The organism is Nonomuraea guangzhouensis, from assembly GCF_019396345.1.
GTDB classification, from domain to species: Bacteria; Actinomycetota; Actinomycetes; order Streptosporangiales; family Streptosporangiaceae; genus Nonomuraea; species Nonomuraea guangzhouensis.
In genome coordinates, this window is the sequence record NZ_JAHKRM010000025.1 from 88,324 (window position 1) to 108,573 (window position 20,250).

Annotated in this window: 19 protein-coding genes; 9 read left to right on the forward strand and 10 right to left on the reverse strand. The window is 69.7% G+C overall.

What is annotated here, in order from left to right; genetic code table 11:
• Nucleotides 1-58: 58 nt before the first annotated feature.
• The 3 genes from edd to eda are packed head-to-tail and all read left to right on the forward strand — an operon-like array spanning nt 59 to nt 3,658.
• Nucleotides 59-1,999, forward strand: coding sequence for a phosphogluconate dehydratase (gene edd / locus KME78_RS42375; RefSeq protein ID WP_219535173.1), 1,941 nt, complete (start codon nt 59-61; stop codon nt 1,997-1,999).
• A gap of 40 nt (nt 2,000-2,039) precedes the next feature.
• On the forward strand, nt 2,040-3,050 hold the full coding sequence (gene glk / locus KME78_RS42380) for a glucokinase (RefSeq protein WP_219535174.1): 1,011 nt from the start codon (nt 2,040-2,042) through the stop codon (nt 3,048-3,050).
• Entirely contained in the window at nt 3,047-3,658 is a 612-nt protein-coding gene (eda, locus tag KME78_RS42385) for a bifunctional 4-hydroxy-2-oxoglutarate aldolase/2-dehydro-3-deoxy-phosphogluconate aldolase (RefSeq protein ID WP_219535175.1), read from the forward strand. Before glk ends, eda begins: the two co-directional genes overlap by 4 nt.
• Before the next feature lie 228 nt (nt 3,659-3,886).
• Here eda and tnpA read toward each other — a convergent pair whose 3' ends face one another.
• A complete protein-coding gene (gene tnpA, locus KME78_RS42390; RefSeq protein ID WP_308127347.1) occupies nt 3,887-4,189 on the reverse strand; it encodes an IS200/IS605 family transposase in 303 nt (100 codons plus the stop codon).
• A gap of 54 nt (nt 4,190-4,243) precedes the next feature.
• On the opposite strand from tnpA, the gene KME78_RS42395 reads away from it, so the two are divergent.
• Nucleotides 4,244-5,560 (forward strand): RNA-guided endonuclease InsQ/TnpB family protein, encoded by a 1,317-nt coding sequence (locus tag KME78_RS42395; protein WP_219535177.1) that lies wholly within the window; start codon nt 4,244-4,246, stop codon nt 5,558-5,560.
• 123 nt (nt 5,561-5,683) lie between these two features.
• Complete coding sequence (locus tag KME78_RS42400) at nt 5,684-6,064, forward strand: hypothetical protein (protein WP_219535178.1); 381 nt, start codon at nt 5,684-5,686, stop codon at nt 6,062-6,064.
• A 1-nt stretch (nt 6,065) separates the two neighbouring features.
• Here KME78_RS42400 and KME78_RS42405 read toward each other — a convergent pair whose 3' ends face one another.
• On the reverse strand, nt 6,066-7,220 hold the full coding sequence (locus KME78_RS42405; protein ID WP_219535179.1) for an RtcB family protein: 1,155 nt from the start codon (nt 7,218-7,220) through the stop codon (nt 6,066-6,068).
• Between the two features lie 258 nt (nt 7,221-7,478).
• On the opposite strand from KME78_RS42405, the gene KME78_RS42410 reads away from it, so the two are divergent.
• Nucleotides 7,479-9,215, forward strand: coding sequence for a serine/threonine-protein kinase (locus KME78_RS42410; protein ID WP_219535180.1), 1,737 nt, complete (start codon nt 7,479-7,481; stop codon nt 9,213-9,215).
• On the opposite strand, the gene KME78_RS42415 is transcribed toward KME78_RS42410, so the two are convergent.
• The 3 genes from KME78_RS42415 to KME78_RS42425 form a co-directional block, all read right to left on the reverse strand.
• Nucleotides 9,202-10,485, reverse strand: a complete 1,284-nt coding sequence (locus KME78_RS42415; RefSeq protein ID WP_219535181.1) for an MFS transporter — start codon at nt 10,483-10,485, stop codon at nt 9,202-9,204. The genes KME78_RS42410 and KME78_RS42415 overlap by 14 nt on opposite strands.
• Nucleotides 10,486-10,723: 238 nt before the next feature.
• Nucleotides 10,724-11,131 carry a nuclear transport factor 2 family protein gene (locus KME78_RS42420; protein WP_219535182.1) on the reverse strand — a complete coding sequence of 136 codons (408 nt, stop codon included), beginning with the start codon at nt 11,129-11,131 and terminating at the stop codon, nt 10,724-10,726.
• A gap of 26 nt (nt 11,132-11,157) precedes the next feature.
• Nucleotides 11,158-11,640 carry a DUF3237 domain-containing protein gene (locus KME78_RS42425; RefSeq protein WP_219535183.1) on the reverse strand — a complete coding sequence of 161 codons (483 nt, stop codon included), beginning with the start codon at nt 11,638-11,640 and terminating at the stop codon, nt 11,158-11,160.
• A gap of 127 nt (nt 11,641-11,767) precedes the next feature.
• Between KME78_RS42425 and KME78_RS42430 the strand changes: the two genes are divergently transcribed.
• Both KME78_RS42430 and KME78_RS42435 read left to right on the forward strand, forming a co-directional pair.
• The gene (locus KME78_RS42430) at nt 11,768-12,421 is read left to right on the forward strand and encodes a winged helix-turn-helix transcriptional regulator (RefSeq protein WP_219535184.1); all 654 of its coding nucleotides are present in this window, start codon (nt 11,768-11,770) and stop codon (nt 12,419-12,421) included.
• Nucleotides 12,422-12,490: 69 nt separating this feature from the next.
• The gene (locus KME78_RS42435; RefSeq protein ID WP_246653141.1) at nt 12,491-13,078 is read left to right on the forward strand and encodes a maleylpyruvate isomerase N-terminal domain-containing protein; all 588 of its coding nucleotides are present in this window, start codon (nt 12,491-12,493) and stop codon (nt 13,076-13,078) included.
• Nucleotides 13,079-13,096: 18 nt separating this feature from the next.
• Here the strand turns inward: KME78_RS42435 and KME78_RS42440 are convergent, their stop codons facing one another.
• From KME78_RS42440 to KME78_RS42455, 4 genes are all read right to left on the reverse strand, one after another.
• Entirely contained in the window at nt 13,097-14,119 is a 1,023-nt protein-coding gene (locus KME78_RS42440; protein ID WP_219535185.1) for a WD40 repeat domain-containing protein, read from the reverse strand.
• Between the two features lie 117 nt (nt 14,120-14,236).
• Nucleotides 14,237-14,860 carry a response regulator gene (locus KME78_RS42445; RefSeq protein ID WP_219535186.1) on the reverse strand — a complete coding sequence of 208 codons (624 nt, stop codon included), beginning with the start codon at nt 14,858-14,860 and terminating at the stop codon, nt 14,237-14,239.
• A gap of 67 nt (nt 14,861-14,927) precedes the next feature.
• Nucleotides 14,928-15,935, reverse strand: coding sequence for a sensor histidine kinase (locus tag KME78_RS65180; RefSeq protein WP_219535187.1), 1,008 nt, complete (start codon nt 15,933-15,935; stop codon nt 14,928-14,930).
• Nucleotides 15,936-15,945: 10 nt separating this feature from the next.
• Nucleotides 15,946-16,890, reverse strand: a complete 945-nt coding sequence (locus tag KME78_RS42455; RefSeq protein WP_219535188.1) for a GNAT family N-acetyltransferase — start codon at nt 16,888-16,890, stop codon at nt 15,946-15,948.
• 134 nt (nt 16,891-17,024) lie between these two features.
• Here KME78_RS42455 and KME78_RS42460 point away from each other — a divergent pair, with 134 nt between their 5' ends.
• Complete coding sequence (locus KME78_RS42460) at nt 17,025-18,593, forward strand: serine/threonine-protein kinase (RefSeq protein ID WP_219535189.1); 1,569 nt, start codon at nt 17,025-17,027, stop codon at nt 18,591-18,593.
• Between the two features lie 166 nt (nt 18,594-18,759).
• On the opposite strand, the gene KME78_RS67525 is transcribed toward KME78_RS42460, so the two are convergent.
• Nucleotides 18,760-20,232: a PfkB family carbohydrate kinase gene (locus KME78_RS67525; protein ID WP_308127340.1), complete on the reverse strand. Its 1,473-nt coding sequence runs from the start codon at nt 20,230-20,232 to the stop codon at nt 18,760-18,762.
• Between the last annotated feature and the right edge of the window lie 18 nt (nt 20,233-20,250).

Here is a 20,250-nt window from a genome sequence, read left to right on the forward strand (position 1 = left end):
GCGAGCGCACCACCGAACACCGCGATTCTGGGTTTGAGGACCCGACGAAGGAGGGTCTGTGAACCCCGTCATCCAGGAGATCACCGACAGGATCACCGAACGCAGCCTGGCCAGCCGCACCGTCTACCTGGCGCGGATCCGGCGCGAGGGGGAAGCCGCCCGCGCCAAGGGCCCGGCGCGCGCGCACCTCGGCTGCGCGAACCTGGCCCACGGCTTCGCCGCCGCGCCCGCCGCCGACAAGCCCCTCCTGATGGGTACGGCCAAGCCCGGCGTGGCGATCGTGACCAGCTACAACGACATGCTCTCCGCCCACCAGCCGTACGAGACGTACCCGGCCGAGCTGAAGGCGGCGGTGCGCGCGGCCGGCGGCGTGGCGCAGGTGGCGGGCGGCGTGCCGGCGATGTGCGACGGCATCACGCAGGGCCGCGCCGGCATGGAGCTGTCGCTCTACAGCCGCGACGTGATCGCCATGGCGGCCGCGATCGCGCTGTCGCATGACATGTTCGACGCGTCGCTGCTGCTGGGCGTCTGCGACAAGATCGTGCCGGGCCTGCTGATCGGGGCGCTGCACTTCGGGCACCTGCCCGCGATCTTCGTGCCCGCCGGTCCGATGACGTCGGGACTGCCGAACAAGGTCAAGGCCCGCACCCGGCAGCTCTTCGCCGAGGGCAAGGTGGGCCGCGACGAGCTGCTCGACGCCGAGGCCAAGTCGTACCACTCCCCCGGCACCTGCACCTTCTACGGCACCGCCAACTCCAACCAGGCGCTGATGGAGGTCATGGGCCTGCATCTGCCCGGCTCGACGTTCGTCAACCCGCACACCGAGCTTCGGCACGCGCTGACCGAGGCGGCCGGGCGCCGGGCGGTGGAGATCACCGCGCACGGCCCCGAGTACACCCCGGTCGGCGAGCTGGTCGACGAGAAGTCGATCGTGAACGCCTGCGTGGCGCTGCTGGCCACCGGCGGCTCCACCAACCACACGCTGCACCTGGTCGCCATGGCCGCCGCCGCGGGCATCGTGCTGACCTGGGACGACCTGGCCTGCCTGTCGAAGGTCGTGCCGTCGCTGACCAAGATCTACCCGAACGGCCAGGCGGACGTGAACCACTTCCGCGACGCCGGCGGCATGCAGGTGCTCATCGGCGACCTGCTGGACGAGGGTCTGCTGCACGCCGACGTGCTGACCGTGGCGGGGCGCGGCCTCGACCACTACCGTTCGGCTCCGACGCTGTCCGACGGGAAGCTGACCTGGTCGCCGGTGTCCGACGGCAGCGCCGACCTCGACGTGCTGCGGCCGGTGGCCGCGCCGTTCGCCGCCGACGGCGGCATCCACATGCTCGAGGGCAACCTGGGCCGGGCGGTCAGCAAGGTGTCGGCGGTCAAGGCCGAGCACCTGGTGATCGAGGCTCCGGCCAAGGTGTTCGACGACCAGCTCGACCTGCTGCGCGCGTTCGAGGCGGGCGAGCTGGACGGGCAGGACTTCGTGGCGGTCATCCGCTACCAGGGGCCGAGCGCCAACGGCATGCCCGAGCTGCACAAGCTAACGCCGCCGCTGGCCGTACTGCTCGATCGGGGGCAGCGGGTGGCGATCGTGACCGACGGCCGCATGTCCGGCGCGTCCGGCAAGGTGCCCGCGGCCATCCACCTGTCGCCCGAGGCGGCGGACGGGGGGCCGATCGCGCTGGTCCGCGAGGGCGACGTGATCAGGCTCGACTCGGCGGCGGGGACGCTGGAAGTGCTGGTCCCGGCCGAGGAGCTGGCCCGGCGCACGCCCGGCGGCCGGCCGCTGAGCGACGCGCAGTGGGTGGGGACGGGGCGCGAGCTGTTCGCGACGTTCCGGCGGATGGCCGGGCACGCGGAGCAGGGCGCGGGGATCTTCGGGATCAGCGGCGCCGAGTCCCCGCACCACGGCCCCGGCCTGGGCTTCCCCGCCGAGGCGGGCGCCTCCCACCTGGAGTCCGGCACCCCTCTCGGCCAGCACGCGGGCGTCGCGGGATGACCGCGCTCCGGACGCCGGGACAGTGCGCCGGTGACCTGACGTGAGCGCGTTCGATCTGCCGTGGCTGGTCGCCGACATCGGGGGCACCAACGCCCGGTTCGGGCTGGTCACCTCGCCGGGAGCGCGGCCGTCGCACGTCGCGGTGCTGGCGGGGGCCGAGTACGACACCCTCCCGGAAGCCGTAGCCGCCTACCTCGCGGAGCACGCGGGCGGAGTGCGGCCGGGGGCGGCGTGCCTGGCCGTGGCGGGGCCCGTCGAGGGTGACCGCTACACGCTGACGAACTCCGCCTGGAGCGGCTCGGCGAGTGACCTCGGCCTGCCGTACGCGGTGCTGCTGAACGACTTCGAGGCGCTGGCCGTGTCGCTGCCCCATCTGGAGCCCGGCGACCTGGCGTCCCTGGGCGGCCCGGAACCCGCCCACGGCGTCAAGGCCGTGCTCGGCCCCGGCACCGGGCTCGGCGTCGCCGGGCTGGTGCCCGCCGACGGCGGCTGGACGCCGGTCCCCGGCGAGGGCGGGCACGTCACGGTGCCGGTGTTCGACGACCGGGAGCGGGAGATCGTCCGGGCGCTCCGTGCCGGGGGCCTGGACCACGTGGTCGCCGAGCACGTCCTGTCGGGACCGGGCCTGGTACGCCTGCACCGGGCGCTCGCCGAGGTCAACGGCGTCAACCCGCCCAGCCTGTCGGTCTCCGACATCGTGGCGCGGCTGGACGACTCGCTGTGCGCGGAGACGGTCGAGGTGTTCTGCGGGATGCTGGGGAGTTTCGCCGGGAACGTGGCGCTGACCCTCGGCGCCAGGGGCGGCGTCTATCTCGGCGGCGGAGTGCTGCCCCGTATCGTGGAGCGCGTGCGTACCAGCGACTTCCGCGCCAGATTCGCCGACAACCCGGACATGGCCGGCTATCTGTCGGCCATCGCGACCACGCTCATCGTCGCCCCGCAGCCGGCGCTGACGGGCGCCGCCGCCTGGCTGGCGCAGCGCGCGGCAAGGGAGCTGGGGTCCGCGCGCGAGCGTATAGAGCTTCACCCGATGAGGAGAGAACTTTCATGAGCCTGCTCGATCTCGCCCCCGTGATCCCGGTCGTGGTGATCGACGACGTGGAGACGGCCGTGCCGCTGGCGCGGGCGCTGGTCGCGGGCGGCCTGCCGGTCATCGAGGTGACCTTGCGTACGGCTGACGCGCTGGAGGCCATCGCCAGGATCGCCGCCGAGGTGCCGGAGGCCGTGGTCGGCGCCGGAACAATCCGGACTTCTGATGATATTGCGGCGTGCTTGACGGCTGGGGCGAAGTTCCTGGTATCGCCAGGGACGACGCCGGCGCTGGCCGACGCGATGGCGGCGAGCGGGCTCCCCTACCTGCCGGGCGCGGCCACCGCCACCGAGGTGATGGCGCTGGCCGAGCGGGGGCTGAAGGAGCTGAAGTTCTTCCCGGCCGGGCCCGCGGGCGGCGTACCGTACCTGAAGGCGCTGGCGGGGCCGCTGCCGGACGTGCGATTCTGCCCGACCGGCGGCATCAGGCCGGCCACCGCGCCCGACTACCTCGCGCTGCCGAACGTCGGCTGCGTCGGCGGCACCTGGCTGACCCCGGCCGACGCCCTGGCGGCGGGCGACTGGGGCCGCGTGGAGAAGCTCGCCGCCGAGGCGGCCGCCCTCCGCTAGCGCATCCCGCTGACGCTCTCTTCAGAGGCGCTCGTGCCTTCGGTCGGGAGGCGAAGGCTAGCGCGGGAAGGCCCCCGGGACCTGAGCGTGCCCTGACCCGTACTTTGGGGCCGAGCGCAACCATGGCGCGCTTGGTCTCTATTTTTGGGTCGGCCCTGAGCCTAAAAGGTAGTTGCGGATCGTGGCCGGGTTCGCGTCGCCGATCAAGCCCGCGTAGTAGGAGCGGGATCAGGGGTGTCCGTCCCCCGGATATGTGCGGGCGTGATCGCAGTATTCCTGGCGCAGGTAGTGGGTCGAGACGCGTTTGAGGGAGTTCACCAGGGCGATCTTGGGCGGGTAGTGGACAAGGAGATGGAAGTGGTCGTCGGCCCCGTTGCACTCCGACAGTTGGAATACGGACTTCTCGCACACGTCCCGCATGATCCGCTCGCAGCGTTTAACCATGGGGTCGGTGCAGACGTTGCCCCGATATTTGATGATGAATACCAAATGTGCGGTGAGCTCGTGAACGCAGTGGCATCCAGTTCTGATCTCGGGGTTTGTTTCCCATCACGGTGACATACACCAAACGATAGGGTCGGCTTCGTGGAACTGGAGAAACGTTCGCGTGCTCATGTCGCGCGCCTGCTCCTGGACCAGCGGCAGATCGCCGTACTGGACGGTCAGGCGCACAACGCTCGCGTGCTGTGGAACCTGCTGCACGAGTACTTCACGTTCCGTCAGGGCCGTCTGGCCTCGCTAAAGGACTGCGATCAGGCGATCCGGGCGGCTCGCAAAGAGATCGACTGGCTCAAGGCTCTGCCCGCCCAAGCCGCGCAAGCCGTGCTGAAGACCTACCAGCAGGCGTGGAAGAACTTCTTCAACCCCGACCACCCGGCCGAACGTCCCACGTTCAAGAGCCGGTTCGGCTCCCGGATGGCCGTGGACGTTCCTCAGGGGCGGGACCTGAACATCACCCGGATCAACCGGCGGTGGGGCGCGGTCACCATCCCCAAACTCGGCCAGATCCGATTCCGGTGGGCCAAAGACCTGCCAGGGGTCACGAAGGGCGGAGGTGCGGGGAAGATCACGGGGGCGCGGTTGGTCAAGGAGACCACCGGGTGGCACATCGTGTTCCGCACCCAGACCCTGCACGCACCCCCCACCCCGCACCAGGGGCCGCAAACCGCGATCGACCGGGGAATCACCGTCCCCCTCGCCCTGGCCACCGGGGAGAAAATCCGCCACCGCAAACAATGGCTGACAGGCGGAGAACAACAACGCCTGCTCCGCCTGCAACGCCAAGCCGCCCGGCAGAAACGAGCGGCCAAACCCGGACAACCCACTAGCAAACATCTGAAAACAACCTACGGCCAGATCGCCCGCCTGCGCGCGAAAGCCAAGCGCCGCATCATCGACTGGCAGCACCAGACCACCGCCAAGCTCGCCGACCAGTTCTCCGTCATCGTGCTTGAAGATCTCAACGTCAAGAACATGATGGCCTCCGCGTCGGGCACCATCGAGGCGCCGGGCAGGAACGTCGCCCAAAAGCGCGGCCTCAACCGCGCCATCGCCGGTCAGGCGTGGGGGCGCACCGCCGAGTTCCTCACCTACAAGGCCATCGACAAGGGCGGGAAGGTCGTCTTCATCCCGGCACCGGGCACCAGCCAGGAATGCCACGCCTGCCACACGATCACCGAGGGCTCCCGCGAGAGCCAGTCCCGGTTCGTGTGCAAGAACAGAGCATGCGGGTGGATCGGCAACGCCGACGTCAACGCCGCCCGCACCCAGATGTACCGGTACAACAACGCCGCCGGACAGGCGGTAACCGGACGTGGAGGCCCCGCACCACTGAGGCCGGTGAAGCGTCAAGCAACTCATGGCGGGACTACCCCCACCGCCTCGCAAGGGGCGGCAGCGTAGCGGCCACGAGAATCCCCCCAGCCATTGGGAGGAGCATGTCAATCAGGCCGGATGAGTACGAGGACCGATGCCGGGAAGGTCCATCGGCGATCAGGATGGACTTCACACCTCTTTGGGAGTCGCATGTCCCGTTCCGTCATCGCCTGGGCCCTGATCCTCGTCATCGCGGGATCCGTCGCCGTAGCCCTCTGTATCGCCACCGCGCCCGTGGCCTCCGCCGACGCCCCCCGCGACTTCTTCGACTCGCCGTTCCTGCTGCCCGCGTTCCTCGTCCTGGCGGTCCTGGCCGGTCTGGCCGGGTGGTTCGTCCCTCAGGTGGGCGTCCTGTGGGGGTTGGTGGCCGCCGCTCCGTTCTATGTCTCCTTCGCCCCGGCCGTGATCAAGGAGCTCCGGGAGGGCGGGCAGGGGCTGTGGCCGGTCGGGCTGCTGTTCCTGGTCGGTCTCACGCTCATCCCCGTGGCCGCCGCCCTGACGACCTCACTGGTCGTCAGGGCACGCGGATAGCTCAACCCTTGTAATTGAAGATCTGGCGGAGCGTGTGCTGAATCGCCACCAGGTCCTTCTGGTCGGCCATGACCTGATCGATGGACTTGTACGCCGCGGGATGCTCGTCCACCAGGGCGGCGGCCCGGTCCGCGTTCCAGGTCCGGCCGCTCATGGCCGCGGTGAGAGAGGTCGCCGACAATTCCCGCTTCGCCTTCGTACGGGACATGCGGCGGCCCGCACCATGGGAGCAGGAATGGTACGACTCGGGGTTTCCGCGACCGCGCACGATGTACGAGCACGTGCCCATCGAGCCGGGGATCACTCCCTCATCTCCCGTGTCGGCCTTGATGGCTCCCTTGCGGGTGATCCAGAGGGACTTGCCGTAGTGGGACTCCTGCTGGGTGAAGTTGTGGTGGCAGTTGATCGTACGGACCCGCTGACCCTGGCCGGCGACCTTGAACAGGGCGTTGATCAGCACCTTGTCCATCCGGGCCCGCGAGGCCATGGCGTAGCGCTGCGCCCACAGCATGTCCTCGATGTAGGCGGTGAACTCCGGCGTGCTCTGCACCAGGTAGGCGAGGTCCGGGTCCTCCAGGGCGACGGCCTGCTTCTTCATCAGCTTCTTGGCGCCGACGATGTGCATCGTGGCGAGCTGGTTGCCGACGCCGCGCGAACCCGAGTGCAGCACCGTCCACACCCGGTCGCGCTCGTCGAGGCAGACCTCGACGAAGTGGTTGCCGGAGCCGAGGGTGCCGAACTGGTCGGCCACCTTCCTGGTCATCCTGGGGTCCAGGTCGGTGTGGGGAAGTCCGAGGTCACCGAGGGCGCGGTCCATCGCCGGGTCCTGGTGGCCCTTGCCCACGCCGGCCGGGATGCGGTGCTCCACCATCGGCATGAGGGCGGCCAGGGTGTCGGGCAGGTCCGCGGCCGTGAGCGTCGTCTCCGTGGCCACCATGCCGCAGCCGATGTCCACACCGACGGCGGCGGGGATGATGGCGTTCTCGGTGGGGATCACCGAGCCGACCGTGGCACCGATGCCGATATGCGCGTCGGGCATGAGAGCGACGTGGCCGGAGACGAATGGCAGGCTTGCGGTGCGTGCGGCCTGCTTGATCGCGCCTTCGTCGATCTCGCTGGCCCACGACAGCAGGTTGGGTGCGGGCTGGGTCGGCATGAATGAAATCTCCTCACTGGTTCGTGATCAGCTTGGCCTGCCCAGAGAGGAATTCCCACTCATTTTATCGAACGTGGGTTTCATGAACGCGCCTGACCCCCCGCACCAGGCGTTCAGCTACAAAGGTGCCACAACCCGTCCAAACTCAGTCGCCACCAGGCAGCCCGTTCCTCCGTTAGAGTCTTGGGGAACGGGCATGCCGGGCGGAGGATCGGTCGGTTGAGGCAACGCGGCAACGAAGGCGAGAGGACAGCGACGTTGGGGCAGCAGGGGCGCTCCGCAGGCACTCCGCTGACGTCGGACGACCCGCCGGCGATCGGCCCCTATGAGCTGATCAGCCGCCTTGGCTCGGGCGGCATGGGCACCGTCTATCTGGCCAAGGCCGCCGACGGCGTACAGGTCGCGCTCAAGGCGATCCGCCGCGACTACACCGCCGACCCGGTCTACCGGGCGCGCTTCCACGAAGAGGTGGTCAACGCCCGCAAGGTCGCCTCGTTCTGCACGGCCCGCGTCCTGGACCACGGCGAGCACGACGGGGTCCTCTACCTGGTCACCGAGTACATCGAGGGCATCTCCCTCGAGAACCACCTGATCGAGCACGGCCCGCTGACGCCGTCCGTGCTGCACTCGGCGGCCGTGGGCGTGGCGGCGGCGCTGACCGCGATCCACGCCGTCGGCCTGGTGCACCGCGACCTCAAGCCGGCGAACGTGATGCTGACGCTGGGCGGCCCGCGGGTGATCGACTTCGGGCTGGCCCGCTCGACCCACGTCTCCTCCCGCCACACCAACGCGGGCATGGTGATGGGCACGCCCGGTTGGATCGCTCCCGAGCAGGTCTTCGAGGGCCGCACCAGCCCGGCGGGCGACGTGTTCGCCTGGGGGTCGCTGATCGCCTACGCCGGGCTCGGCGGCCACCCGTTCGGCGAGGGCGACGCCTACGTCATGGCGGCTCGCGCCCGCACCGCCCCGCCCGACCTGCGCGGCCTGCCCGCGCCGCTCGACCGGCTGGTGGCCGCGGCCATCCATCCCGACCCCGCGCGCCGCCCCGCGGCCAAGCAGCTCCTGCTCGAACTCGTCGGCGCGGCCGACGAGCCGGCCGCCCAGCTCGCCGCGACGCGCCACCTCAGCAGCTCGTGGAATCCGTCGGAGTTCCCGCCGCTGGCCGAGTTCCCGAACAATCCGCAGGTACGACCGGCGCCGCCCGGCTGGACCCCGCCGCCGCAGTCCCGTCAGCAGCAGGTGCACCCGCCTCAGCCCCACCCGTCGCAGACGCACCAGCCGCAGTCCCACCAGGCCCAGCCCCACCAACCGCAAGCCCACCAGCCTCAGGCCCATCAGCGGACCGGCCCGGGGCCGTTGCCGGGACGCGGGCCGATGCCCCGCCCGGCCGCCCAGGTGCCGCCACCACCCCGCCAGGCGCCCCTGTCTCCTCAGCAGACAGGACAGGTGCCGCTTTCGGCGCATCAGACGGGGCAGGCGCCGCTGCCGCCCGGGCCGAGGGGCCCGGCGTTCCCGGCCAAGCCGAAGAGAAGCGTGTTCGCCAGTTGCCTGACCGCCATCGTGGTGGCCATCGTGCTGCTGGTGCTGCTGCTGGCCGTACTGGCGTGGGCGCTCAGATCGCCCGACCCGGTCGGCGCGGACAGCCCGGTGCAGGACGGGAAGCTGAAGTTCGCGGTGACGGGCACCTCCTGCCCCAAGCCGGCCAAGGGCGCGAAGCAGCGCACCTGCCGGGTGAGCGTCAAGGTCAACAACGTCGGCCAGGAGGCCCGGGTCCTCTACCCGGGCCAGCAGAAACTGGTCGACGAGGACGACGACTTACACGGCGGCACCAAGCTGCTCGACAAGGCGGGCTCGGAGGTCACGCCGGTCCGCATCGGGCCGGGCCAGTCCTTCAGCGGCGCGCTGCTGTTCGAGCTGCCGAAGGAGGCCCAGCCCGCGGGGCTGGAGCTGCACGACTCCGGCCTGAGCACCGGAGTGCGGGTCACGCTCGACTAGTGCCGTAGGCGGCGGGGTCGGAGATGTCGATCCTCGAACGGTCGGGCAGCGCGAGCGTCGCGCAGAAACCGATCACCGCACCGATGATCATGAACACGGAGATGGCCTGCCAGCCGTAGTCGTGCAGCAGCCAGGTGGCGATCAGCGGTGCCGGCCCGCCCGCGATGACCGAGGCCAGCTGATATCCCAGCCCGGCTCCGCCGTACCGCAGACCGGTCGGGAAACTCTCCGCGATGAGCGCCGCCTGCGGGCCGTACTCCATCGAGTGCTGGAGTTGCGTGATCATCATGGTGAGCAGGATGACGACGGCGATACCGGTGTTGAGCAGGGCATAGTAGGGGAAGGCGATCACCGCCAGCAACGCGGCCCCGATGAGGTAGATCCTGCGGCGGCCTATTCGATCGCTGAGGTGCCCGAAGTACGGGATCGCGAAGAGCTCGACGGCCGCCGCGGCGCTGACGGCGGCGAACGCGAACGTACGCGACATCCCGATGTGCGGGGCCGTGATGTAGGTGATCACGAATGTCGTGTAGAGGTAGAACGGCATCTGCTCGGAGACGCGCAGGAGCGCGCTGAGCAGGACCTCCTTGGGATGCTTCTTGAGCACTTCGACGACCGGCAGCTTGGCCACCTGCCTGGTCTCCAGGAGCCGCGCGAACAGCGGCGTCTCCAGGACCCGCAGCCGCACCCACAGACCGACACCGACCAGCACGAGACTGGCCAGGAACGGGATCCGCCAGCCCCAGTCCTTGAACGCGTCGCCCGCCGCGAGGGCCACGAGCGACATCGCGCCCGTGCCGAGTATGAGACCGATGGGCACGCCGACCTGTGGCCAGCTCGCCATCAGGCCGCGCCTGCGCTGGTTGCCCCACTCCATCGACAGCAGCACCGAGCCGCTCCACTCGCCACCGACCGCGATCCCTTGCAGGATACGCAGGATGACCAGCAGGACCGGCGCGGCCACCCCGATCGATTCGGTGCTGGGCAGCACGCCGATGAGCGCGCTTGATACGCCCATCATGACGAGGGTGATGATGAGCGTGGCCTTGCGCCCGATGCGGTCGCCCCAGTGCCCGAAGATCGCCGCGCCTACCGGTCTGGCGGCGAAGCCGACCGCGTACGTGGCGAAGGCGGACAGGGTGCCCGCGTACGGGCTGGACTTGGGGAAGAAGACGTCGGCGAATACGGTCGCCGCGGCCGTGCCATAGAGAAAGAAGTCATACCACTCGATGGCAGTGCCGACGACGCTCGCCGTCGCCGCCTTCCTCACCTGGGATTGATACTCCGCCGCTGGTAACCCGTGATCGTGCGTCACCCGCGCCTCCTCAGCCCGGACCGGGACTCCCAGTGTGATCCGGCTCACACGTCACCCGGCTTGCGCCATGCGTACCCGGCCGACGGGGGGCGAACACGTGATTTGTCAGATCATTGGCGACAAGTGGTGTCTTTCTGGTGTCGGATGCCGCCTGGGAGGAATCGCGTTACGGTCTCGTCGTCGGAGGTGCTACTTATGCGGCGGTGACCGCGGCCTGGGCCTGGGGCAGGTCGATGAAGGTGTCCTTACGTTCGACCAGCCCGTTCTCGTCGAGCGTGACCACGTCGAGGCAGTCGAAGCGGATCGGACGCCGGTTGCCGTCGGGGCCGGTGAGGACGGCGGTGAGCGCCCAGTCGAGCACCCAGTGGCGGTCGCCGATGATCGTCCGGTGGATGTCGAACCCCATCTCCGGCCACTGGGCGAACATCGCGGCGAAGGTGTCGCGAAGCGCGGGCCGGCCGTGGACCGGCTGCTCGCCGTTGTGCAGCCAGAACTGGGTCGCGGGCGCGTGCAGCGCGACGATCGCGTCCACGTCGCGGGTGGCGAAGGTCGAGACGTAGGTGTCGAAGACGTCGTGTGCGGGCGGTGCGGTGGGGGGCATGGCTCATTCTCCTGTCACTGGCTGGATTACTGAATGCTGTAGACGCGGTAGGTGACGTGGTTGAGCGACAGCTCGTTGAGGGCGATGGCGACGGTGGAGTTCAGCCACGCGTAGCGCTCCGCGCCGGTCTCGAACAGTGGCGCCGACCGTGCGTGCATCTCGTGCCAGCCGATGGTCTCACCGGCCCACAACCGGCCGATCGCCTCGTCCGAGAGCGCGGCGCGACCGGTGACGGTGACGAACACCAGCTCGTCGTCGTGGGTGCGCATCGTCGCCCGGACGTCGAGGCGGGCGACGCGATCGGCACCGACCATGATCCAGTCACCACCACCGGGCAGGAACTCGCCGCGCAACCGCGGCCCCTCGACGGTTCCGCGCTCGACGACCGCGATCATGCGCGTGCCCAGCGGGGTGGACAAGGTCTGCATGGTCTGGAACGTGATGGCGAAGTCGCACAGGTGCTCGACCGCGACCGCGGTGATGGCTGGGTCAGCGCTGAGAAGGGTCATGTGGTCCTCCGGATCCGGGTTCCTGCTGTGACACCACCTTGAAACGATCACTTGGAAAAGTCAAGTGACAGCTCTGAATTTCAGATCATGTGCTTGGACTTGGCGTGATGTGCGGTAGGCTGCCGTCATGGCATCGCGTTCGTACGGTCACTACTGCGCGGTGGCCAAAACGCTCGACATGGTGGGCGAGCGGTGGACCCTGCTGGTCGTCCGCGAGCTGCTGGACGGCCCGAAACGCTACGTCGACCTCCTCGGCGGGCTCGTGGGCATCTCCACCGACATGCTGGCCGCCCGCCTGAAGACGCTGGAGGAAGCGGGGATCGTCAGCCGCCGCACGCTTCCCGCGCCCGCCGCGTCAAAGGTCTACGAGCTGACGCCGCTCGGCCTGGAGCTGCGACCGGCGATGACCGAGCTGGCCAGGTTCGGCCTGCGCCTGCTCGGCGAGCAGGGCGACGACGACTCCTTCCAGGTCCACTGGATCACGCCGTCGCTGTGGGCGATGTTCCAGCCGGAGCGGGCCCAAGCCCTGTCCCTCACCGTCGAGTTCAGGGTAGGCGCCGACGCCATGCACGCCCGCGTCGCCGACGGCGCGCTGCACACCCGCCCAGGCCACGCCGACGCTCCCGACGCCGTCCTGACCTTCGCCGATGCCGCGACCCTCACCGAGATCGGGCGCGATCCCGCCGCGTCACCCGCCGCTGTCGCCACCGGCCGCCTCCACGTTCAGGGAAGGCCGGACGCCGTTCAGGCCACGAGAGAGCTCTTCGGACTCAACCGCTAGACCAGCCGCGCTCGGGATTGCGCTTGCCCCAGGATGGGTCCACCATGATCAGCGATGGTGGACACAAACATGATCATGAAATCGGTGGCCGAGTGCCAGGCGTTCCTGGAATCGGCCGCCGACCAGGACTGGTCCCGCCCGATCCCCGGCCTGCGGTGGACCGTGGCGCAGGCCGTGGCCCACACGGCCGACGGCCTCCTGTGGTACGCCACGGACTTCGCCGCCGGAAGCCGGGAACTGAGCACCATGGACCTCGCGGTACGGCCGGAGAACTCTCCGCAGGAGCTCATCGCCACGCTGGAAGCGTTCGCCACCGTGCTGGTCAGGGTCGTGGACGGCGCACCACCGGACGCCCGGGGCTGGCACCCGTACGGGCTGGCGGACGCGTCTGGCTTCGCCGCCATGGCCTGCGACGAGCTGCTCGTCCACACCTACGACGCCTCGCTCGGCCTGGAGCCGGACTTCGTCCCTTCCGAGGAGCTCGCTCTGGCGACCCTGAGCCGCCTGTTCCCATGGGCTCCGCCGGCCGGGGCTTGGGAGGCCCTGCTGTGGGCCAACGGACGAGCCGACCTGTGGGGCCAGGAGCGGCAGACAGGTTGGCGATGGCACTGCGCACCGCTGTCGGAGTGGGACGGGACCAACCCACGGACGGGTTGAGGCAGGCACCGGTGGAGATCACGGGAGCCGGAACAACGCCACGCCGCTCCCTTCCTCGCGGCTGTCACCTGCCGCTTCGACCGCGAGCACCCGTTCGTCGGGAGACCAGGCGCTGCGGGTGCGCAGCAGGGGCGAGGCGAGGTTCAACAGCCGGCTGCCCGACCCGACGTCCCAGACGCGCAGGGCCGCGTCGTCGCTTCCCCGCAGTGTGGCGATCATGGACAGCCGCCTGCCGGACGGGCTGAAGTGGAACCAGGGGCCGATCACATCCGCATCCGGCCCCAGGTCGCCGGGCAGCGCGCGCAGCACCTTTCCGGACCTCGCATCCGACAGTGTCACCTGCCCGGCCTTGCTGTCCCAAGCCGCCTTCACCGTGCCGTCCGCGCTGGCCACCTCCCGCGCTCCCCACCGGCGCCCCCATGCCTCCTGGTCCCGCGATTGCAGCCGTTTGCCCGTTCGCACGTCCCACCACAGGCCGGCCGCCTCGACCGCGGTCTCGTCGAGAGAGAAGATCATCCCCTGGACCCGGGGCAGCTCCATCACCGGCGATTCCCAGCCGCCGGGACGACCGTCCAGACGCCACAGGCGGACGCGTCCCTTGGGCAAGGTGCCGTCATCCTCGGACGCGGTGCCTCGCCAGCCGGGTTCGAAGAACACCCCCGCGGCGTACCGGCCCGTCCAGGAGACGCCGAGCGTTCCGGCCAGGCCGCCCCGAAGATAGGAGACTTCAGCGGTGTGACCGGTGAGCGCCCCGCTGGCCGCGTCGATCGTCACGAGCGCCGTACGCTGAGGCGGCGGCTGCTTGTCATCCTCGGGCCGGTCGGTCCGCTGCACCTCGGTGCCGACCATGCTCAGGTGCTTCCCGTCGGGTGCGAAGGCGATCGCCGGAAAGCTCCTCAAGGCGTCGTTCCCCACGAACCCCGGCACGTGATGTACGGCCACACACCCGCTGCGATCCAGCCAGCGGTCGAGCCGCTCACATGGCCGTAACTCCCGGCTGGACCACCAGGCGACGGCCGCCACGACGACGATCGCGCCCACAACCGCCGCACTCCACCGCGAGAGCCGACGATTCCTCCAATTGATCACAAATCGAGGCTACTGCCGTACCCCGCCGCCGTCGCGGCATGGCGATCAACCCGTTCGCTTCTCCGCCTTCTAAGCGGTCCCCGAGTTCCAGGCCCAGGCCGCGATCCCGACCCGATTCGCCGCTCCCACCTTGCGCTGGACATTGGCCACATGTGTCTTCACCGTGCCGGCGCTGATGAACAACTCGGCGGCGATCTCAGCATTGGTACGCCCGTGCGCGACCAGGCGCGCGATCTCCACCTCCCGCTCGGTGAGCGGTTCCCCCGGCGGCACCGCCTTGGAGCCGCGCAGGTGGCGCAGCAGCCGCACGGTGACCTGCGGGCTGATGAGCGTGTCCCCGGCCATGGCGGCGCGAATGGCCTCGATGAGCAGCGTCGGCCCCGACCGCTTCAGCAGGAACCCGCAGGCGCCGTTGCGCAGTGCGGTGTGCACATAGTCATCGAGGTCGAACGTGGTCACCACGATCACCCTCGTCTCCTGCGCGAGCACCCTGGTGACCTCGAGTCCGTCGAGCTTGGGCATCCGGATGTCGGCCAGGACGACGTCGGGCTTGAGATGCCGGGCGAGCTCCACGGCCGCCCGCCCGTCGGCCGCCTCCCCCACGACCGTCATGTCGGGCTGCGAGTCGAGAATGAGCCGGAATCCGATCCGTACATCATCCTGATCATCCGCGATGAGAACCCGTGTCGTCACGGACCTTCCCCCTTCCAGCCGCGCGTACGTCAGACCACCCTGCCACCTCCGGCCCGCGGCTCCGGACTCAGACGGGGACGACCGCCGTGACGCGCCAGCCCGCACCGTGGGGACCCGCGGAAAGGGAGCCGCCGACCGTCTCGAGCACCTCGGCGAGGCCCACCAGGCCGAAGCCGCCGTTGCGGCCGAGCTCGGCGAAGCGACTCCCGCGTTCGTCGGCCTCCGGCCGGCCGCCGCCGCCATCGTCGTCCACCCGGATGTGGACCATGTCCCGGTCTCTCGTCACCGCGATGTCGACCGTGGTCGCACGCGGCGCGTGCCGGCGTACGTTGGTCAGCGCCTCCGTCACCACCCGGTAGGCGGTCGCCGACGCCTCGCGCGAGATCTGCTCCGCCTCGACGAGGAGGTTCACCCGGACGGTCGGCGAGAACCCGTCGGCGAGGTCCCGCAGCCCGTCGATGCCGGGTGCGGGACCTCTGGCGGGTTCGTTGAGCATGTGGACCGTACGGTCGAGCGAGGCCAGGGCCCGCTGGCCGCCGTCCTCGATGCGCCGCAGGGCATCCTCGATCTGCGGCGGCAGCCCTGGCGCGAGCCGCGCCGCCTGGGCTTGCACGAGCATGCCGCTGACATCGTGCGCAACGAAATCGTGCAGGTCACGAGCCAGAGCGAGCTGCTGATCCCGTACGGCCCGCGCCACCGCCCGGCGCCGGTTCCCATCGAGTGAGCGCAGGTAGAGCCCGGCCGCGGCGGCCCCCACCGCCCCCAGCGACCAGCCCGTACAGCCGGCCAGAATCAACGACAGCGGCCCGGGCCAGACCATGCGCAGCAGGATGACCGAGACCGCGAGACCGGGTGCGAGGGCTGCGGCAGGCGCGCGGCGGGCCGCGAGCATGGTCAGGGCGAGCAGCGCCGGAACCTCGATCAGCAGCCAGAACGTGGCACTGCCAAGGGTGCCCGTCAGCGGATAGGAGGCGGTGATCGCCAGGGAGACCGCTCCCCCGCCCACAGCCAAGTAGGCGGGCGGGACACGCGGCGTGGCCGCCACCACCCGCCCCCACAGACCGATGAGGTTCACGAGTCCGACATTAGAGCGCCTCGGCCGGCATCCCGCAGTCCTGTCCCGAAAGCACTTTGCCGCGAATCTGCTCTTCGACCCGGTAATCAAGAGTGGCGTACAGTTGCACGGCCGACTCGTTGGCGGGGAAAACGTTCAACGCCAGCAGGTGATTGCCGTGCCGAGCCGCGACCCGCTCCCCCACTCGCATGAGCGCGTGACCGTACCCGTGGCCGCGGCAGGCTTCCTCGACCCATACCGAGAAAACAAAGGCGCGGCCCGCCCAGCGATCGAGTTGAATCCAGATGGCCGCGATGGCCTCGCCCTCGGATTCGATCACGTGGAAGGAGTGGCCGGGCGTGTCCACACCCTCAGGCAGCTCCCGGTCAAGGGCGAGACGAGCCACGTCCCGCGCCTCCTGAGGCGACAGGCCTTCGCTCTCCAGGCTCTTGCCGTATGCGACCGCCTCGCGCTCCAGCCATATCCGGAACTCATCCGCTCGCGGTTTCCGGTCAAGCGGGCCATCGGCAGGAGAAGGGCAGGCACCGATGGTTTTGGTCATGGTCTGCACATGCACGGAATAATCGCGGAACAATGCCACGTGCGCCGGGTCCGAGCCGTTGAGACCGGCATTCAATACCTTGACGCCACGGTCGGCACACCAATTCTCCGCGTGCTTCAACGCGGTCGTTCCGTACCCTTGCCCACGATCGGTTTCGGCGATCCAGATGTCATGCACGAATCCTTCGCCGGCCGCCGCCTCCACCGCGACGAAGCCCACTGCACGGCCGTTCGCCATGATGGCGAAAAGGGCGGAGTCAGCTGCGTCACGCCATCTGACAACGGAGGTCTCGACGGCCTCGGCGATATCGTCGGCGCGATATCCCCAGCCTTCATATCTGGCATGGAGTCGATTTTCCCAGTCCAGGCGCCACATATTGACGAGATCCGGCGTGGCCGGATGAATCTCCACCATCGTGCCTTGCTCCAACCGGGCGCCCAGAGGTTGATCATCGAAACACGGTGGAAGCGCCGGTGTCAACACAAACCTGACGCGGCGTCTCCGCCGACACCGCATCACGCGTGGACGGACACGCTACGCTCTCGCGCGTGTCCGAAATATCGGTTCCCGGGTATGAGATCCGGGGCGTCCTGGGGCAGGGTGGCTTCGGGATCGTCTACCTCGCGCTCCAGTCCGCCGTCGGCCGGGAGGTGGCGCTCAAGGTGGACAACCGGGTGCTGCTCTCCGACCGCGACCGGCGCCGCTTCCTGCGTGAGGTCACCGCGGCCGGCGCGCTGTCGGGGCATCCCCATGTCGTCCCCGTCTACGACGCCGGGCTGCTTCCGGACGGCCGGCCGTACATGGTGCTCGAACTCTGTCCCGGCGGGTCCCTCTCAGGGCAGTGCCTGCGGCCGGACGCGGTGCGGGACGTCGGGGTGCGGATCGCCGACGCGCTGGCCGCGGCGCACGCCCAAGGCGTGCTTCACCGCGACGTCAAGCCCGCCAATCTGCTGCTCAACCGCTACGGGCAGGTGGCGCTGTCCGACTTCGGCCTGGCCACGATGCCCGACTCCGGGCCCGACGCGTCGGTGACGCGGGAGTCGCTGACGCCCGCCTACGCCCCTCCGGAAGCGTTCGAGCTCGCCGAGCCGAGCGCTGCCGGTGACGTCTACTCACTCGCGGCCACGCTGTACGCGCTGCTGTCCGGGCGTCCGCCCCGTTTTCCGGAGAGCGGGGTGCCGAACCTGGCGATGGTGCTGGCGATGCATCGCCTGCCGGTTCCCGACATTCCGGGTGTGCCGCCGGCGCTGACGGCGGTTCTGCGTCAGGCGCTCGTCAGCGACCCGCACCAGCGGACGCCGAGCGCCGCCGCCTTGCGTGACGCGCTGACCGCCCTGCGACTCGACGCCGGTGAGCCGGCCGATCCGTACCAGATGGAGTACGCCGCATCGCCGTCTCGGCCCGGCCATGTCGGCACCGTCGACGACCGGTCCGTCAGCCGGCCCGTGGGGCATAGACGGCGGAGTGGTGGCGGCGGCCGGGATGTCCGGCGGGACGACACCGTCGAGCCGGCCGCCCCCCGAGGCGTGTCCAGGGTGTTCCTGGTGATCGTGGCGGCCTGTGCGCTGGTGCTGGCGACCGGGGCGGGGGTGGTCATCTACGATCACTTCACCCGCGCGCCAGAGACGGACCAGACCCCGCAAGCGACGGGAACGACCGCGCGGAAGACCCCGGCGGCTGCCCGGGTCGTCGGCGTGGAGACCTACACCAAGGGATGCCCCGCCTCCGCTGTGCGCGGGGCGAACGCGTCGTGCGTCAGGGACTCCGAGTGCTGGGCCGGCCTGGTCGTCTCCGCGGGCGACACGACGGCGAGGCGGCTTGGTTGCGAGGAGACCCATTCCTGGGAGACGTTCGCGATCGCCCCGCTTCCGGCCGACTCCCTCACCTACGACCAGCGTGATCTGGCGAGACATCCCCTGGTGAAGAAGGTCTGCTCCACGGCCGTCCTGCTGGCCACGCGGTACGGCGCGGCCAAGAACATCGCCGGCGACAAGTGGCTCGCGGATGTGATGCCGCCTTCGTCGGCGCAGTTCGATGACGGCGTACGGGTCTACCGGTGTGTCGGTGCCCTGGCAGGTGCGGAGAGCTCCGGCTCTGTCTTCCGGCCTTCCTCATGAGAGGCAGACTGGTACTCGTCACCTTGGCGGCGGTGCTGACATCGGCCGGATGTACGGCCGGCTCGCAACCGGTTTCTGATGAGACCCACGCGGTGCAGGCGAGCGGCACCCCGGTCGCCACCCGCCCCAACCCGTCCGATGTCCGGGGTGTGCCACGTCATCATGTTCATGGTCCGACGACGGCCTGGGCGTCGATCTCGACGAGCATGACTTCATGTGGCAGTTCGACGAACACCGTGGTGCGGCATGGCTTCGGGCCGTCCTTGACGTGCTCTTCGATGAACTCGGCGTAGACCTCGTTCATCGCGGCGAAGTCCGCGCGCTGGGTCAGGTAGACACGGAACATCACCACGTCGGAGACCTGAGCTCCGCCTGCTTCGAGGATGGCGCGGACGTTCTCCAGGGTGCGGCGGGTCTGGGCCCTGACGTCGCCTTCGTGGAGGTAGGCGCCGGTGGCCGGGTCCTGGGGTCCCTGGCCGGAGACTTGCAGAATCGGTCCCTTGCGCACGCCCTGGGAGAAGACCCAGGCGGGTGCCGGGGCCTGGTCGGTGCGGATCTCGCGCGTCGGGATCGCGGTCTGGCTCATCGTGGGTGCTCCTTGTGGGGAATGGGGGAATGGTGGGGGGGTGCAGGTCAGGCGAAGGGCGGACCATGCTGCGTTGTCGAGTGCGAGGTGGCGGTCGAGGGTGTCGCGGGTCGGGACAGCGGGGACATCCTCCCGGGTGCTGAGCGTCGCGGCGGCCACGAGATGGCCCAGGCGAAGTCCGTTCGCCGGGGTGCCGCCTTCGAGGAGTGCTGCGAGGTAGCCGGCAGCGAAGGCGTCGCCGGCTCCGACGGGTTCGACGACCCGCGCGGCGGGGGTGGGGACGAAGGTTTCCGCACCGTCGGCGTTGTACGCCGTGGCTCCGTGCCCGGCGTCCTTGACGACCAGCACTGGGCGGGGGCCGAGCAGATCGCGGACTTCTTGCGCCGTGCGGGTGTCCCACAGGGTCTCGGCTTCGTCGCGTCCGACGAACACGAGGTCTGCGCCGCGGGCCAACTCCAGCAGCAGCGGAGCGGCCTCGGCCGGGCGGTGCCGCCACAGAGCCGGGCGGTAGTTGACGTCGAAGGAGATGACCGGAGCTGGGACGGCCCGCCGGGAGATGATGCCGGTGACCAGCTCGGCGCAGCTGTCCGAGAGTGCGGCGGTGATGCCGGAGAGGTGCAGCACCCGAGCCCGGTGCAGCAGCGGAAGGCCCGCCAGATCAGGATCCATGGCGGTTGCCGCGGAGTCCCGGCGGTAGTAGTAAGTGCCGGTTCCTTCGGGACCAGTGTCCTTGAAGTAGACGCCGGTCGGCCGCACCGGGTCGGTCTCGACGGCGGAGACATCGACGCCGCGGGCGGTGAGGTCTTCCAGGACGCGCCGTCCGAGGGGGTCGTCGCCCACTCGGCCCAGCCAGGCGGCGCTGTGCCCCAGGGCGACGAGAGCACAGGCCACATTGGACTCCGCTCCGCCCACAGCCAGCGCCAGTACTCTCTGGTGTGCGAGAGGCCGGGCATCTGGGGGGCTGAGAACGGCCATGGTTTCCCCGATGCACACCACGTCGGTTTTGGACGCGGAGCCGGAGGGCGCGTGGGGAGAGGCGGGTGGGATGAGCACGAAGGTTCCTTCTGCGGG

Excerpts from the sequence above, each read along its gene's own strand:
- KME78_RS42425 (WP_219535183.1), bottom strand. The coding sequence starts at position 11,640 with ATGACCCTTCTCAGCGCTGACCCAGCCATCACCGCGGTCGCGGTCGAG.
- KME78_RS42405 (WP_219535179.1), bottom strand. The coding sequence starts at position 7,220 with ATGCCGACCCAGCCCGCACCCAACCTGCTGTCGTGGGCCAGCGAGATC.
- eda (WP_219535175.1), top strand. The coding sequence starts at position 3,047 with ATGAGCCTGCTCGATCTCGCCCCCGTGATCCCGGTCGTGGTGATCGAC.
- KME78_RS42435 (WP_246653141.1), top strand. The coding sequence starts at position 12,491 with ATGATCATGAAATCGGTGGCCGAGTGCCAGGCGTTCCTGGAATCGGCC.
- KME78_RS42420 (WP_219535182.1), bottom strand. The coding sequence starts at position 11,131 with ATGCCCCCCACCGCACCGCCCGCACACGACGTCTTCGACACCTACGTC.
- KME78_RS42430 (WP_219535184.1), top strand. The coding sequence starts at position 11,768 with ATGGCATCGCGTTCGTACGGTCACTACTGCGCGGTGGCCAAAACGCTC.
- KME78_RS42455 (WP_219535188.1), bottom strand. The coding sequence starts at position 16,890 with ATGGTGGAGATTCATCCGGCCACGCCGGATCTCGTCAATATGTGGCGC.
- KME78_RS42400 (WP_219535178.1), top strand. The coding sequence starts at position 5,684 with ATGTCCCGTTCCGTCATCGCCTGGGCCCTGATCCTCGTCATCGCGGGA.